The sequence below is a fragment of the Pseudomonas sp. AC255 genome, from assembly GCF_979258175.1.
In genome coordinates, this window is the sequence record NZ_OZ409841.1 from 2,419,220 (window position 1) to 2,434,410 (window position 15,191).

Consider the following 15,191-nt stretch of genomic DNA (forward strand, 5'->3'; position numbering starts at 1 on the left):
AGCTTGAATAAGTGAATTAACCCGGACGCCGCCCTTGCAGGGACAGGCGCACGGGCAAAGTGATAGAGGCCGGAGGCCGTTCGCTGAGCGCTGGCGCACCGCGTAAAGCGGCCAGCACCTGGGTATCGATTTGCGGGTTGCCGCTGGACTTGATCAGCTCGACACGGGTGATCTCGCCGACGCTGCTCAGCCAGACATCGGCCTGCAGCGAGAATGCGAGGTTGCGCAGCTCGGGGTTCTCGCGCAGCAAACGCTGGAAGGTGAACGCGAGAAACTGGCTGTACGTGCCCGTACCCAAACGCCCGCCGCCGGCTCCGGCCATGCCGCCGCCCTTGCCCGCGCCAATGTTGAAAGCGTCGCTGCCGGCCTGCGCGTCGCCGTCCATTTGCATCGGGTTGGCCAGGTCGTCCGCCGGCGATGGCGGTGCTTCTTCTTCAGGCTTGACCTCCTCCGGCTCCGGCGTTGGCTCAGGCTCGACGACTTTTTCTTCCACCGGCGTTTCCGGCTCTGGCGGTTTCTCCGGCGGCGGTGGTGGCGGTGGCGGCAACGGAATGATCGTCGGCACCTTCGGCGCTTCGCGACGCACGCCGGCCATGTCGTTGGCCCACTGCCAGAGGAACCACGCGGCGAGCGCGGCGACCAGCAATCCGGCGCCCCACTTCACATAACGCAACGGCGACTTTTTCACGGGCGGCGGTTCGATCGGGAGTTGTGCGGTCATGACTCAGCCCTGACTCGGTTTGCCGGTGACGAGACCGACCTGGGACAGTTCGAGCCGGCGCAGCAGGTCGAGCACTTCGATGACTTTCTGGTACTGCACCGTCGCATCGCCACGCACGATCACCGGGAAATCCGGACTCTGCGCTTTCTCGATGCGCAGGCGTTCTTCCAGCTCCGCCAACGTTACGGGATAGGCATCGAGAAACACCTGGCCGCCGTCGTTGACCGAGATCGCCTTGGTCTTGGCCTCCGACAGCGACACCGAAGCGCTAGCCTTGGGCAGGTTGATCTGGATCCCGGAGACCTGCGCGGTGGCGGTGAGGATGAACATCACCAGCACCACCATCAGCACATCGACCAGTGGGGTGATGTTGATGCTGTCGACTGCGGCATCGTCATCATCGTCGTGGGAGGCATTTACGGACGCCATGGCAGTGCTCCTCAGGCCGGGACGGAGTGGTTGGCGTGATGGCCCCGCTGGTGCGACGCCTCACTGAACTGGCTCTCGCCGTGCATCTCCGCCAGACGAGTGATGAACTCGTCGACGAACACGCGCATGTCGGCGCTGACTTCCTTGTTGCGAGTGATCAGGCGGTTGTAGCCAAACAGCGCCGGGATCGCGACGAACAGGCCCATCGCTGTGGCGAGCAGTGCTGCGGCCATGCCCGGCGCGATGGCGTTGATGTTGACGTCGCCGGCCATTGCCGTGCCGAGGAACACCACCATGATCCCCAGCACCGTGCCTAGCAGGCCGATATACGGACCGCCGGCGATGGCGTTGGACAGGGTCGAGAGTTTCGAACTCAGTTGCTGGTTCTCGCGGGTGCGCACACCGTCCATCGAGCAGCGAATGGCTTCGATGGTCGCGGCGGAAACCGACGAGGTATCGGCGCCCTGCTCGCGGCGGGTGCGGATCTCTTTGACCGCCACCAGATAGAGGCGCCACAGCGACGAATGCTGCAGACGCTGAGCCAGTTGCGCGTCGTCGGCGAACATCTCCAGACGCGTGCCGACCTTGGCGAATTGCACGCGAAAGTCTTCGTTCGCCGCAGTCACGCGGCTGAGGCTGCGGTTCTTGCGCAGCATGATGATCCACGACTGGAACATCATCAGCACCAGCACGGCGATGATCACCCAAGCGTCGATCGGCACCGCGTTGAGGAGGAAGCCGAGGCTGCCGAAACCGAAGCCGGATTGTTCTTCATCGACGCCGTAAGCCACCAGTTTCGACTCGGCGCCTTGCGAGGTGGCATCGGCCAGCAACAGCGCAGCAGGACGGGCGACCTTCGACAGGCGCAGTTCGTCGATGGCGCCAGTGAATGGCTGGAACGCGCCTTCCTGCAGATCAGCGCCGATGGCCATGACCGAGTTGAATGCCGGCATCGCCTGAGCCAACGCAGCACCCTCGCGACCGTTGATGTACAGGGTGACTTTCGAGCCCTCGGCGGTTAGTGCGAAGTGTTGCCATTGCCCCGGCGCCAGCGCTTGGGTGGCAGCGGCGCGCTGGCCGTCGATTTCCACGAACGGCAGGCCTTGGCTGACGCCGATCAGCAGGCTCTGCGAGCCTTCGCGCCGAGCCAGGATCAGTTGCTCGCCAGTGGCCTGATCCAGACGCAGCCAGGCACTGAAGGTGAACGCGCTGCCGGCGTTGTGTTGCAGTGACGGACTGGCCGGCAGCAGCAACGGTTGACCGCTGAACTGCAACGCACGGCCGACGACGCCATCGATCGCTGTGCCGGTCGCGCTTTGCGCGGTGTTGCCGTACGCCGTGGTGTCTTTCGCCGGGGTGCCGGTGGCGCCGTCGAAGTGATACAGCGCGGTGTAATTCGGATCGAAAGTGAGTTGCCCGTTGCCGGTAGCCGGGGCTTTCTGGTTGCCGTAATACATCCAGATGTCCTGACGCTGACCGCCCTCGACATTCGGCACATCGACCCAGATCAGCGCCATGCCCATCAGCGCATCGAAACTCTCGATCTGGTGGTTGAGCACGGTTTTGTCATCGGCAGCGACAAAGCGCAGATCGGAGCCGTCCTCTTTCACACCGTCGAAGGTGAAGTTGCCGGTGTGCAGGCGCACCAGCAGCGCGGTGCGGCCAAGGGCCTGATTGATCGCCGCGCCTTGCGGTGTGGTGTCGACGGCAATCTGTTTGCGGTAATGCCAGTCGTCCTGCCACCAGGCCTGAGCCGTGGCCGGGAGCACGAAGCCCAGGCAGATCAACAACGAAAGGAAAAGGCGTTGCATGGACGTGCTCCGTTAGAAAGTGGCTTGAAGGTTGAAGTGCAGGCGCGATTCCTGCTTTGAGGTGTTCGGCCCTTCGAGTAGCGGGTAGCCCCAGTCGAGGCTGCCGGACAGCCATTTACTGAGGCTGGCGCGGGTGCCGAGGCCGACGCTGGCCAGGGCGTAATTGGCGTCCTGATCCGGCAGTTCGTCGCGCAGGTACAGTTGCGCCCCCTCGGCGAAGGCATAGAAGCGCCAGTCCTGCATCCACGTGCCGGCGAATTTCGCCAGCGACGGTGTGCGCAATTCCTGGCTGAGCAGGTAGCCGTCATCGGCGGTGCGCTCGGCAGCGAGATAGCCGCGCACCGAAGTGGCACCGCCGGCGGAGAATTGTTCGTTGGAAACCAGCGGCCCCGAGGCGAGTTGGAATGCGGCTTTGCTTGCGCTCTGCCAGTCGCTGTCGAAGGTCCAGGTGTAGTTGGTGTCGCCCTTGAGCACGGCGAAACCCGGTTTGGCGCGATAGCGTTTGTAGTCGAAGTCTTCGTCGTCGCTGCCGTAGCCGAACACGCTGCGCGTGGCGGCAACCAGACTCAGACCGAGACCGAGCTGGCTCTTTTCGCTGTAGCGATAGCCGTTGTAGGCGAAGGTGAACGGCGCGTATTTGAGCGGCACCTTGTCGCTTTCGCCGGACAGGCTCAGGCGCTCGTCGAAGTCCTTGAAGTCGATCCCGGCCGACAACGAGTTCGACCAGTTGCCGCTCGAGGGCAATGTGTAAATCGCCGCGACGCCGTAGCTGTGACCCTTGCCGAGCACGTTGCTGCCACCGATGGTGGCGACGTTGCTGTCGGACTGGTAACCGGAGAATTGCACGCTCCAGCGCTCGCTCAGCGGCGCGGTGTAGGACCCGGACCAGACCTTGGCGTTGTCGGTTTCCTGCGGCGCGGTGAAGAACGTCAGGTTGACGCTGTGGCCGAGCTGCCAGAGGTTGTTGTAACCGAGGCTGGTGACGCTGCGCAGCTTTTCGGTGTCGGCGCTGTAGTCGTTATTGAGGCCGACGCTGGCCGTCCATGGGTTCTGGTCTTCGACCTGCAAGTCGACATCCATGGTGCCGGGGCGCTGACCTTCGCGCACCAGCGGCATGACCTGGCGACCGGGGGTCTTGTTGAGCTGCGCGAGTTCGCCCTGGACCTTGGCGAAGTCCGGCACCTCGCCTTCTTTCAGCGCCGGGACGTTGTCGCGAATGTCCAGCGGCGAATAGTGTTTGGCGCCGACCACGCGCACCCGGCCGACCTTGGTTTCGCTGACTTGCAGATAGACGATGCCATCGGCCACGGCCTGCTCGGGCAGCTCGACAAACACCGATTGATAGCCGCGTTCCTGGTAGGCCTTCTGCAACGCATCGCGGGCGCCTTCGATGTCGCTCAAGGCTTTCTGCGGGCCGAGAAACGGGTACACCGCTTCTTCGATCGCCCGGGCATCGAGCACGGTATTGCCGCGCACGAAGTATTCGTTGACGTCGACCAGTCGCTGCGCGGCGGGCGCTTCTGTGCCCTCCTCGGCCAGCGCCGGCTGCGCGCCCGCCGTCACCAGCAGCCAGCCCCACAGCGCCAGCCGTGACGTGAAAATCCGTTCCACATTACCCCCTGAAATTCGCGATGACCTGTGGGCGTTAGCGCCCGGTGTGCTGCGTCAATTGCTGATCGTTGTGGCGCAGGCGTGCTTGCCCAGCCAGGTGTGCAACAGCGCAAAGTTCAGCGAGAACTCGGGCATTTGCAGCAAGGCACCGCAGAACACTTCGCCGATGATTTTCTGAATCAGCAGCACCGCACGCGGCTCGTTGAGCAGCGTGGCGATGTCACGGCTGAGGGCGGTGAAACTCCAGACCTTCTGGTTCAGGCCAAGGCCGACGAACCAGCGGAACAGCAGGTTGTAATTGAGCTGTTCATAGAGCTGCTGCTCGCTGGGCACCGAATACAGCAATTGCAGGAGCAGGATGTGCATCACCGTCTGCGCGGGAATGAGCATGCCGGGTGCGGCATTGAGGTCGCGCAGCAGGTCCTGGTGGGCGTCGAGCAGATCGTCGATCTGCGGGCGCAGCAGCACCAGCGAATGGCCCGGCGGAATGTAGCTGGACACTTCTTTCAAAGCACCCTGCCAGTCCTCCTGCGAGACGATCCAGACCCACGGCGCGCCGTAGCGATACACCGAAACCGGCTTCTTGCGCGCGGCTTCGACGATCTTCGACAGGCGTTGATCGAGCTCCTGCATGCCCACTTTCGAATAGCGTTCCATAGTCCCCATTGCCTCACTCCCGGCGTCCCGCCCCGACTCGCAAAGTGCGCCCCGAAAGGCCCCTCAAGCGCGTTACACAGGCATGACCGGACTGGCAAAGGGCTACCGAACTTTTGTCATAAAAGCTTCATTACCGAAGATGGCATCGGTGGCGCCGATGCCCTGTAGGAGTGAGCCTGCTCGCGATGGCGTCAGGTCAGCCAACTTCTCTGTGACTGATACACCGCGATCGCGAGCAGGCTCACTCCTACACGGGAATTGTGTGTGGCAGGCCCTCCTGGTTGTGCACATGAACCTGTGGGAGCGAGCCTGCTCGCGAAAGCGCTGTGTCAGGCAATGAGGATGTTGGATGTGCCGCCGCCTTCGCGAGCAGGCTCGCTCCCACAGGGTGGACTGTGGTTGCACCGTTGCGTGACATTCGCGTGACATTCACGGGGTTAAATCCCGGCGCGTTCAGGCGTATAACCTTCACAAGACTTTCAATCGGCACGCCGACTTCAACACAGGGTAGTGACATGACCACAGCAAACATCCTTGGCAACCTGTTCCCTTCGGTCAGCGACATCCCGGAAAAATATCGCCTCGACGCTCAGGTCGAGCAGCGTGAATATCTGGTCGATGGCCAGTTGCGCCGCTGGGACGGCCCGCTCGCGCAGGTGCGCAGCCCGGTTTATCTGAAAAGCGCAAACGGTGAAGAACAGGTGATCCTCGGCAGCACGCCGCTGCTGGATGCCGACACCGCCCTTACCGCCCTAGACGCTGCCGTTCGCGCTTACGATCGCGGCCAAGGCCTGTGGCCGACCATGCGCGTGGCCGAGCGTATCCAGCACGTCGAAGCATTCCTCGGCCGCATGCGCGAGCAGCGCGAGGCGGTGGTCAAGCTGCTGATGTGGGAGATCGGCAAGAACCTCAAGGACTCGGAAAAAGAGTTCGATCGCACCTGCGATTACATCGTTGACACCATCAACGCATTGAAAGAACTCGACCGCCGCTCCAGCCGCTTCGAGCTGGAGCAGGACACCCTCGGCCAGATCCGCCGCGTGCCGCTCGGCGTCGCCTTGTGCATGGGGCCTTACAACTACCCGCTGAACGAAACCTTCACCACGCTGATTCCGGCACTGATCATGGGTAACACCGTGGTGTTCAAACCGGCCAAGCTCGGCGTGCTGCTGATTCGCCCGTTGCTCGAAGCCTTCCGCGACAGCTTCCCGAGCGGCGTGATCAACGTCATCTACGGCAGCGGCCGCGAGACTGTCAGTGCTTTGATGGCCAGCGGCAAGATCGACATCTTCGCCTTCATCGGCACCAACAAGGCTGCCAGTGACCTGAAGAAGCTGCACCCGAAACCACACCGTTTGCGCGCGGCTCTGGGTCTGGACGCCAAGAACCCGGGCATCGTTTTGCCCGAAGTCGATCTCGACAATGCAGTCAGCGAGGCCGTCACTGGTTCGCTGTCGTTCAACGGCCAGCGCTGCACCGCACTGAAAATCCTTTTCGTGCATGAAGACGTGGTCGACAGCTTCATCGAGAAATTCAACGCCAGACTGGCCACGCTGAAACCAGGCATGCCGTGGGACAGCGGCGTGGCGCTGACGCCGCTGCCGGAGGCGGGCAAGGTCGATTATCTGCACGGTCTGGTCGCGGATGCGCAAAGCAAAGGCGCCCAGGTAGTCAACCCGAATGGCGGTGAATCCCACGCCTCGTTCTTCTACCCGGCAGTGCTGTATCCGGTGAATCCGCAAATGCGCGTCTATCAGGAAGAACAGTTCGGTCCGGTCGTGCCCATCGTGCCGTACCGCCACCTCGATACCGTGATCGACTATGTGCTGGAATCCGATTTCGGCCAGCAGTTGAGCATCTTCGGCACCAACCCGGTGGCGGTCGGCCGGCTGGTCGACACTTTCGCCAACCAGGTCGGGCGTATCAACCTCAACGCCCAGTGCCAGCGCGGCCCGGACACTTACCCGTTCAACGGTCGCAAAAACTCCGCCGAAGGCACGCTGTCGGTTCACGATGCATTGCGAGTGTTTTCGATCCGCACCCTGGTGGCGACCAAGTTCCAGGAGAGCAACAAGGATCTGATCAGCGAGATCATTCGCGGGCGTGATTCGAGCTTCCTGACCACCGATTACATCTTTTGACGGGTGATCGGCAGGATTGAATGATCCTGCCGATCCGTCAGCCCCCGGCGATTCAGTGACTACACTCAGCCCAGCATTGCTGGATGCCCGGGAGGCTGACCATGCTCGATTACTTCGCATTGGGTCTGTTGGTTTTTGTCGGTCTCGTGCTGTTTTACGGGATCATCGTGCTGCATGACATCCCGTACGAGATCGCCGTCCACCGCAACCACCCGCACCAGGACGCGATCCATGCCACGGGCTGGGTCAGTCTGTTCACCTTGCATGCACTCTGGCCGTTTCTGTGGATCTGGGCGATGGCTTATCGCGAGGACCGCGGTTGGGGGTTCGGCGATGGCAAACCCATTCAGAATCACGTCAATCAACTGGAGCAGCAGGTCGTCGAGCTGCAAGCCAGGATCGAGCGGCTCGAAGCGCAGTCGCCGGTTGCGCCGCAATCTGACAGCCGGGGGATCTGAGCATGGATCTGTTGCTCATCCTCACGTATGCCGCGCTCTGCGTCGCCATCTTCAAGATCTTCCGCATTCCGCTGAACAAATGGACGGTGCCCACCGCTGTGCTGGGTGGCGTGCTGATCATCGGCGCGCTGATTTTCACCATGAACTACAACCATCCCTATTCTGAGGTGGCGCGCTCCTACTTCGTCTCGGTGCCGGTTATTCCGATCATCAGTGGCCAGGTGATCGACGTACCGGTAAAGGGCAACGAACCCCTGGAAAAAGGCGACGTGCTGTTTCGCATCGATCCCACGCCTTTCCAGAACCGCCTGAAATCGCTCAAGGCGCAACTGGTTGCAGCCAAAGGCGACCGCTACCGCATCACCGAACTGATCCGCCGCAACTTCGGCACCCAGCGTGAACTGGACGCGGCCATTGCCCGCACCGACGATCTGCAGGCGCAACTGGACAACGCTCAGTTCGAGCTGGACAACACTGTGGTTCGAGCGCCGAGCAAAGGCTTCGTCACCCACGTTTCGCTGCGACCGGGGATGATGGCGAGCAAGCTGCCGCTGCGCCCGTCGATGGTGTTTATTCCGCAGGAAGGTCAGTACTTCGCCGCTTGGATGCGTCAGAACAGCCTGCTGCGTCTGACCGTGGGCGACGAGGCCGAAGTCGCCTTCGACGGCATTCCCGGCAAGGTCTTCGCCGGTCGGGTGAAAAGTGTGATCGGGGTGATCGCCGAGGGCCAGGTGCAACCTTCCGGTACCCTGATCAGCTACACCGGCTCGCCACCGGCCGGACGGGTGCCGGTGATCATTGAAATCATTGACCCAGCGTTTGCCGAATACAGCGCGCTCATGCCGGGCGGCGCCTACGGGCAAGCGGCGCTTTACAGTCAGCACTTTCACCACATCGGCGCGATGCGCAAAATCCTGCTGCGCATGTCCGCCTGGATGAATTACATTTTCCCCTTCCATTGATTTGATTGACGTACGAGGTTCGCACTGACTACTTACAGCACCCACCGCCTGCCACCGCTGTTGCGCCGTATCCTGCGTCCGTTACTGGACCCGTATCGGCGCTACCGTCACGCCCGCCTGATCCATTCCGTGCGGGTGGCGTTGGGGTTGCTGGCGACGATTCTGCTGACCACTGGCATCAACCTGCCCCACGGCGAATGGGCGTCAGTGACCATGCTGGTGGTGATCGGCGGTTTGCAGCACCACGGCAACATCGGCAAAAAAGCCGCCGAGCGCGCCATCGGTACCTTGATCGGTGCAGGAGTCGGGTTGGCACTGGTGGCGCAACATGCGTGGCTGGGCATGCCGTGGCTGACCTACTTTTCCATGGCCGTGGTCTGTGGTTTTTTCTCCTATCACGCGATTGGCAAGGGCGGCTACACCGCCCTGCTCTCGGCCATCACCGTGTTCATCGTCGCCGGGCATGGCGACAACCCGATCACCGATGGACTGTGGCGCGGCGTCGACATCCTGATCGGCATCGCCCTCGCCCTGGCGTTTTCCTTCGCTCTGCCGCTGTACGCGGTCTACTCGTGGCGCTACAACCTCGCCGATGCCTTGCGCGATTGCGCCACGGTGTACGGGCGCATCATCAACGGTGAAGCGGTCAGCGCCGACGAACACGTGCGGCTGATGAGCAAGCTCGGCGCGGTGATGGTGCAATTACGTTCGCTGATGCCGTCGGTGTCCAAGGAAGTGAAAATCTCCATGACCGAGCTGGACGCGATTCAGCGCAACCTGCGCATGTGCATCAGCACGCTGGAGATCCTCGGCAATATCCGCCCCAACGCAAGTGACCCGCAGGCCACGGCACATCTGCAAACGGCGCTGAAGGCCGAACACCGGCAGATTCGCGTGCAACTGATCGGGATGGCTCGCGCCTTGAAGACCGGTGCCTCGCAACGGCTGGAGCGGCCGATGGAACTCCCGCAAGCGAACCTCGACGCGCCAGTTGCCAATACACTCGACGGCTACCGTATGCTGACCCGACAACTCGCTGCCAATATCAGCGAGATGCGCCAACGCTTGGCAGCCACCGCACCGCGCTGGAACATCTGATCCTTACTGCGCCGCCAGCCGCCGGGCTTTCCAGCCCCAACCTTGTTGCATGCCGGCGGCGGCCAGCAGGATCGCTGCGACGCCTATCCATTGCAGCAATTCGAGGCGATGGCCGAAGGCGAACCAGTCAACGAAAATCGCCGCGATCGGATATATAAAGGACAGCGCGCCGGTCAATGCCGTCGGCAATTTTTGAATCGCGCCGTACAGCAAAACGTACATCAGACCGGTGTGCACGATCCCGAGAGTCAGCAGACTGGCCCAGGCATCGACGCCTTGCGGCAACGCATCGAAATGCGCAAAAGGCGCGAGCAACAACACCCCGGTGCAGACTTGAATCAGCGCGATCAGATGTGGCGGCGTGCCGGTCAGGCGCTTGATGATCAGGGCGGCAATCGCGTAGAGAAACGCCGCGCCCAACGCCAGGGCAATTCCCATCAAGTAATCGTTACCCTCCTCGCCTTGCGTGCCATGGGCGCTGACGATCGCCAGCATGCCCATGAACGAAATCGCCAGCCAGAACAGCTTCTGCAGGGTAATTTTCTCGCCGAGGAACAACGCCGCCAGGCCGACCAGCATGAACGGCTGCACGTTATAGACCGCCGTACCAATGGCAATCGAGGCGCGGGAATAGGATGCGAACAGCAGCACCCAGTTGCCGACAATCGCCATTCCACTGAGCACCGCCAGCAGAAACGTTGTGCGGGTCAGAATCCCCGGACGCAGGAATCCGAACGCGGCGCAGACCAACAGCAAGGTGCCAGCGCCGAACACGCAGCGCCAGAACACCACGTCGAGCACCGGTTGCCCGGACACCAGCACAAACCAGCCGATCGTTCCGGATATGAGCATGGCGGCGGTCATTTCCAGCGAACCGCGGCGGATTGCGTTGTCCATTATTGTTCTCCTGAGGCTGTGAGCGAAGCATGGCAAAAGTATGCCAAGCGCACCTCGGGCTGCTCCAGCGCATAAAGCAGGCTAAACTTGGTTTTCGCCTTTTTTATCGAGGGTGATTTGCGCCCTTCGCCTAATCAGGAGTTTGAATGTGACTGACGATATCGATCAGATCCTTATCAGCGCGCTGATGGAAGACTCGCGGCGCTCGCTAAAAGCGCTGGCGCAGATCAGCGGCCTGTCATCGCCCAGCGTGGCCGAGCGGTTGCGGCGTCTGGAAGAACGTGGCGTGCTCAAGGGCTACACGGTGGAGATCGATCCGAAATGCTTCGGCTATCAGTTGCAGGCGATCGTTCGGGTGCGGCCGCTGCCAGGGCAATTGCACGAGGTTGAGCGGCAGATCATGTCGATTCCGGAGTTCACCGAGTGCGACAAAGTCACCGGCGACGACTGCTTTATCGCCCGCCTGCACGTGCGCTCGATGGAGCAGCTCGATACCCTGCTCGACCGACTGAATACGTTGGCCGAAACCAACACCGCGATCGTCAAGAAGACCCCGGTCAAGCGACGCCTGCCACCGATGGCGTAGGTGTCTTTTACCAATGATCAGGGTAGATTGGGGTTTTTCGCGGCTAAGGAATGGCGCTATGAAAATTCAGGCAATACTGCTGGCCGGCATGCTGCTCGGCGGTTGTGGCACGATTCAAACGGTGGCGCGCAACGATCAGGCTGCCATTGACGGGCTCAAGCAGCAGAAAAGTTATTGCGGCGCGGTACCGAGAATCTACAGCGGCCTCGCTTATGACTTCTGCACGCTGAACGCTCCGCTGGCCTCAGGCATCGATCCCGATGATCACCGCAACGCGGCGATTCCGGTGGTGCTGGTAGACGCCGTGGTCTCCGGCGCGCTCGACACCTTGCTGCTGCCCTACACGATCTACCGTCAGCAAGTGGACGGCAGCATCGTCATCAACTGAGCAGACACCTTTGTCCAGACGATAAAAAACCCGCCGAAGCGGGTTTTTTATTGCAGCCATTACGATCAGTCGTCGCGGCTCATGATGCCGAACAGTTGCAGCAGGCTGACGAACAGGTTGTAGATCGATACATACAGGCTGATGGTCGCCATGATGTAGTTGCGCTCGCCGCCGTGGATGATCGCGCTGGTCTGGAACAGAATGCAGACCGACGAGAACAGCACGAAGCCGGCGCTGATCGCCAGTTGCAGGCCGCTGATCTGGAAGAAGAAGCTCGCCAGTGTAGCGCCCAGCAGGACGAAGAAACCGGCGGTGATGAAACCACCGAGGAAGCTCATGTCCTTGCGGGTGATCAGCACGTAGGCCGACAGACCACCGAACACCAGTGCGGTCATGGCGAAAGCCGAGCTGACCACTTCAGCGCCGCCCTGCATGCCCAGGTAACGGTTGAGGATCGGGCCGAGCAGGAAACCCATGAAACCGGTCAACGCAAAGGCGGATACCAGGCCCCACGCGGAATCACGGAGTTTGTTGGTGAGGAAGAACAGCCCGTAGAAGCCGATCAGCACCACGAAAATGTTCGGGTAGCCGACACGCATCTGCTGGGCTACGAAGGCCATCACACCGCTGAATGCGAGGGTCAGAGCCAAGAGACCATAAGTGTTGCGCAGGACGCGGCTAACCTCTAGCTGCTCAGCCTGCACGCTGTTATTAACTGCGTAATCCTGTTCGCGCATGGCGACACTCCTGTTGGTTTGAAACGTTCAGTCGCAAAGATCATAACAGACGCTCTGTAACAAGCCATGCAGAGAGTTTGACAGTGTGTTTCATTCAGGTATTATGGCGCCCGCAACGCAAACGGAGGTGTGGCCGAGTGGTTTAAGGCAACGGTCTTGAAAACCGTCGACTGTAACAGGTCCATGAGTTCGAATCCCATCGCCTCCGCCATCTTTATACGACAAAGCCCTGATTATTCAGGGCTTTGTCGTTTCTGGGATAGACGAATAAAAGGCACGTTAAAGCGATCTCTTCCGCACTTTCCCATATCTTTGCGCAATTTTTATCGCCCCTTCCGCAATGGCTAGATCGTTGAAAAACGTCTGATCAGATTGAGCACTTGGTTGGTTTGGGGCGGTGGTGTTCTCCCCCAAAGCTGACTTTTATCAAACACAGCCATGAGCTTCTAGCCGAGAGTGAACCTCGACATCTGCAAAACCGCGTCTGCGGCCAATGCAGACAATCCGGTCTCGTGGAGGCATGTCATGGCTACCCATCTGCAAGATGTTCAATCGGTCGTCCCTCCTTCCAGCCCCCAGCCCTTGTCGATTGGCCTGCGCAAGGCTGAACCGAGGCGCTTGTCGTTGAGCCTGTTGATCGCGCTGGTGGTCGGTTCGATGATTGGTAGCGGCATCTTCAGCCTGCCTCAGAACATGGCCGCCAGCGCTGGCGCCGGAGCGATTTTGATTGGCTGGCTGATAACCGGTGTCGGCATGCTGTCGCTGGCTTTGGTTTACCAGACGCTGTCCAACCGCCTGCCTGCCATGGACAACGGTGTGTTTGCCTATGCCAGAGCATTGGGTGGTGATTTTCTCGGATTCAATTCAGCCTGGGGTTACTGGATCAGCGCCTGGATCGGCAACGTCAGTTATCTGGTCATTCTGTTTGCTGCGCTGAGTTACTTCTTTCCGCTGTTTGGCGAAGGCAACAACAAAGCTGCAATCGCCGGGGCGTCCGTGGTGTTGTGGTCACTGCACTGGATGATCCTGCGGGGCATGCGCACCGCGGCGCAGGCCAACGCCCTGACGACCGTCGCCAAAGTCGTGCCGTTGCTGCTTTTTATTGGTGTGCTGATTGCGTCATTTCAACGCGAAACCTTCATGGTCGATTTCTGGGGCACGCCCGCGCTGGGCAGCACCCTCGATCAAGTCAAAAGCACGATGCTGGTCACTGTCTGGGTCTTCATCGGCATTGAAGGTGCCAGTGTGTTTTCCGCCCGCGCCGCAGAACGCGCCAACGTCGGTCGGGCTACGGTCATAGGCTTTGTGATCACGCTGATCCTTCTGATCGCCGTCTCGCTGCTCTCGTTGGGCATCCTCAGACAACCCGAGCTCGCCGCCCTGAAAAACCCCTCCATGGCAGGCGTTCTGGAAGCGGCCGTCGGGCCATGGGGCGCAGTGCTGATCAGCATTGGCCTGATCATCTCGGTCGGCGGTGCCCTGCTCGCGTGGACGTTGCTAGCTGCCGAATCAGTGTTCACACCGGCAAAGGAAAAGGTCATGCCGATTACGCTCGCAGAGGAATCCACCCGCAGCGTGCCGGCCAATGCGCTGTGGCTGACCAATGGCTGCATCCAACTGTTTCTGCTGCTGACGCTGTACTCAAGCGCGAGCTATCTGGCTCTGATTTCACTCGCCACATCGATGATTCTGCTGCCTTATCTGTTCAGCAGTGTGTATGCGCTGAAACTCACCTGGCAGGGCGAAACCTACGCCGGCCATCGCGCGCTTCAAGTCCGTGATATGGCCATCGCCACTGTCGCCGCGCTCTATTGTGGCTGGCTGCTGTATGCCGCCGGCCCCAAATACCTGCTGCTCAGCGCTCTGCTCTACGCGCCCGGCTCTTTGATTTACCTGGGCACGTTGAAAACGCGCCAGGGTCAGCCGCTCAGCGGTCCGGAAACGGGTGTGTTGATCATCATCTGGGCCGCCGCGATTTACGCTGGCCGGATGTTGTGGTCCGGAACGCTGACGTTGTAAGCAAGATTCCTCAGTCCTGGCGGCTCGCATAGAGGATGTTTTTCGGCCGCCTTTCGTTCGAACAGGAGTACCGAAATGAGCAATTCCGTGAAGAAGATGCCAGTCGCTACCGATACCGCCAACAAACCTGCCGAGCATACGATTGCCGCAGACATCTGGCGTCCTTTGGAGAAGCTGCGTCAGCAAGTCGATCATCTTTTCGAAGACTTCAACCGTGGTTCAGGGCTTTCACCCTTTGGTCGTGGGCTGTTTGACGTCGAACCTTTGTGGCGTCGCGAGCTGCATGGCCAAAGCATGCCGGCGGTCGACATCAGCGAGAAAGACAAAAGCTACGAAATCACCGCCGAGCTGCCTGGCATGGACCAAAAGAACATCGAGATCAAACTGTCGAATGGCAGCCTGATCATCAAAGGCGGGAAAAAAGACAACAAGGAGGAAAAGCGCAAGGGGTATCACCTCAGCGAGCGTTACTACGGCTCGTTCGAGCGCGTGTTCACGCTGCCCAAGGGCGTCGATGCGGAAAAGATCGACGCGAGTTTCAGCAAAGGTGTGCTGAGTATCAGCTTGCCGAAAAAACCTGAAGCCATGAAAGCGGATAAGGTTGTGCCCATCAAAGGCGAGTAAGTTGAGCAACTGCCCCTTGTCGACAAGTCGGCAAGGGGCAGTTCGGCGAGGT

The 15,191-nt window shown here is 60.5% G+C and carries 15 protein-coding genes and 1 tRNA gene; 9 read left to right on the forward strand and 7 right to left on the reverse strand.

The features are described 5' to 3' along the window. Positions 1 to 16: 16 nt before the first annotated feature. The 5 genes from ACZZ0K_RS11035 to ACZZ0K_RS11055 are packed head-to-tail and all read right to left on the reverse strand — an operon-like array spanning position 17 to position 5,238. Positions 17 to 721, reverse strand: coding sequence for an energy transducer TonB family protein (locus ACZZ0K_RS11035; RefSeq protein ID WP_024012851.1), 705 nt, complete (start codon positions 719 to 721; stop codon positions 17 to 19). 3 nt (positions 722 to 724) lie between these two features. Then, positions 725 to 1,150 carry an ExbD/TolR family protein gene (locus ACZZ0K_RS11040; RefSeq protein ID WP_003201710.1) on the reverse strand — a complete coding sequence of 142 codons (426 nt, stop codon included), beginning with the start codon at positions 1,148 to 1,150 and terminating at the stop codon, positions 725 to 727. Between the two features lie 11 nt (positions 1,151 to 1,161). After that, complete coding sequence (locus ACZZ0K_RS11045; protein ID WP_258708149.1) at positions 1,162 to 2,961, reverse strand: DUF2341 domain-containing protein; 1,800 nt, start codon at positions 2,959 to 2,961, stop codon at positions 1,162 to 1,164. A 12-nt stretch (positions 2,962 to 2,973) separates the two neighbouring features. Then, positions 2,974 to 4,572, reverse strand: a complete 1,599-nt coding sequence (locus tag ACZZ0K_RS11050) for a ShlB/FhaC/HecB family hemolysin secretion/activation protein (protein ID WP_095179900.1) — start codon at positions 4,570 to 4,572, stop codon at positions 2,974 to 2,976. A 54-nt stretch (positions 4,573 to 4,626) separates the two neighbouring features. Next, complete coding sequence (locus tag ACZZ0K_RS11055) at positions 4,627 to 5,238, reverse strand: transposase (RefSeq protein WP_080902524.1); 612 nt, start codon at positions 5,236 to 5,238, stop codon at positions 4,627 to 4,629. Between the two features lie 506 nt (positions 5,239 to 5,744). Here ACZZ0K_RS11055 and ACZZ0K_RS11060 point away from each other — a divergent pair. The 4 genes from ACZZ0K_RS11060 to ACZZ0K_RS11075 all read left to right on the forward strand — a co-directional run bounded on the left by ACZZ0K_RS11060 (position 5,745) and on the right by ACZZ0K_RS11075 (position 9,888). Then, positions 5,745 to 7,370 (forward strand): NADP-dependent glyceraldehyde-3-phosphate dehydrogenase, encoded by a 1,626-nt coding sequence (locus tag ACZZ0K_RS11060; protein WP_252869473.1) that lies wholly within the window; start codon positions 5,745 to 5,747, stop codon positions 7,368 to 7,370. A 101-nt stretch (positions 7,371 to 7,471) separates the two neighbouring features. Next, positions 7,472 to 7,828, forward strand: coding sequence for a DUF3302 domain-containing protein (locus ACZZ0K_RS11065; RefSeq protein WP_016774599.1), 357 nt, complete (start codon positions 7,472 to 7,474; stop codon positions 7,826 to 7,828). Between the two features lie 2 nt (positions 7,829 to 7,830). Next, complete coding sequence (locus tag ACZZ0K_RS11070) at positions 7,831 to 8,790, forward strand: HlyD family secretion protein (RefSeq protein ID WP_258708148.1); 960 nt, start codon at positions 7,831 to 7,833, stop codon at positions 8,788 to 8,790. Positions 8,791 to 8,847: 57 nt separating this feature from the next. Beyond that, a complete protein-coding gene (locus ACZZ0K_RS11075; protein ID WP_095179892.1) occupies positions 8,848 to 9,888 on the forward strand; it encodes an FUSC family protein in 1,041 nt (346 codons plus the stop codon). Positions 9,889 to 9,891: 3 nt separating this feature from the next. On the opposite strand, the gene ACZZ0K_RS11080 is transcribed toward ACZZ0K_RS11075, so the two are convergent. Further along, positions 9,892 to 10,785: a DMT family transporter gene (locus ACZZ0K_RS11080; RefSeq protein ID WP_095179890.1), complete on the reverse strand. Its 894-nt coding sequence runs from the start codon at positions 10,783 to 10,785 to the stop codon at positions 9,892 to 9,894. 148 nt (positions 10,786 to 10,933) lie between these two features. On the opposite strand from ACZZ0K_RS11080, the gene ACZZ0K_RS11085 reads away from it, so the two are divergent. Then, positions 10,934 to 11,371 carry an Lrp/AsnC family transcriptional regulator gene (locus ACZZ0K_RS11085; protein WP_041481020.1) on the forward strand — a complete coding sequence of 146 codons (438 nt, stop codon included), beginning with the start codon at positions 10,934 to 10,936 and terminating at the stop codon, positions 11,369 to 11,371. Between the two features lie 58 nt (positions 11,372 to 11,429). Further along, positions 11,430 to 11,759 (forward strand): YceK/YidQ family lipoprotein, encoded by a 330-nt coding sequence (locus ACZZ0K_RS11090; RefSeq protein ID WP_258708147.1) that lies wholly within the window; start codon positions 11,430 to 11,432, stop codon positions 11,757 to 11,759. A 65-nt stretch (positions 11,760 to 11,824) separates the two neighbouring features. Here ACZZ0K_RS11090 and ACZZ0K_RS11095 read toward each other — a convergent pair whose 3' ends face one another. Further along, positions 11,825 to 12,496: a Bax inhibitor-1/YccA family protein gene (locus ACZZ0K_RS11095; protein WP_008006561.1), complete on the reverse strand. Its 672-nt coding sequence runs from the start codon at positions 12,494 to 12,496 to the stop codon at positions 11,825 to 11,827. 123 nt (positions 12,497 to 12,619) lie between these two features. Between ACZZ0K_RS11095 and ACZZ0K_RS11100 the strand changes: the two genes are divergently transcribed. From ACZZ0K_RS11100 to ACZZ0K_RS11110, 3 genes are all read left to right on the forward strand, one after another. Beyond that, positions 12,620 to 12,707: transfer RNA gene (locus tag ACZZ0K_RS11100), tRNA-Ser, on the forward strand. 314 nt (positions 12,708 to 13,021) lie between these two features. Further along, positions 13,022 to 14,515, forward strand: a complete 1,494-nt coding sequence (gene arcD, locus ACZZ0K_RS11105) for an arginine-ornithine antiporter (RefSeq protein WP_258708125.1) — start codon at positions 13,022 to 13,024, stop codon at positions 14,513 to 14,515. Between the two features lie 75 nt (positions 14,516 to 14,590). Further along, entirely contained in the window at positions 14,591 to 15,139 is a 549-nt protein-coding gene (locus tag ACZZ0K_RS11110; protein WP_463559100.1) for an Hsp20/alpha crystallin family protein, read from the forward strand. Positions 15,140 to 15,191 lie beyond the last annotated feature (52 nt).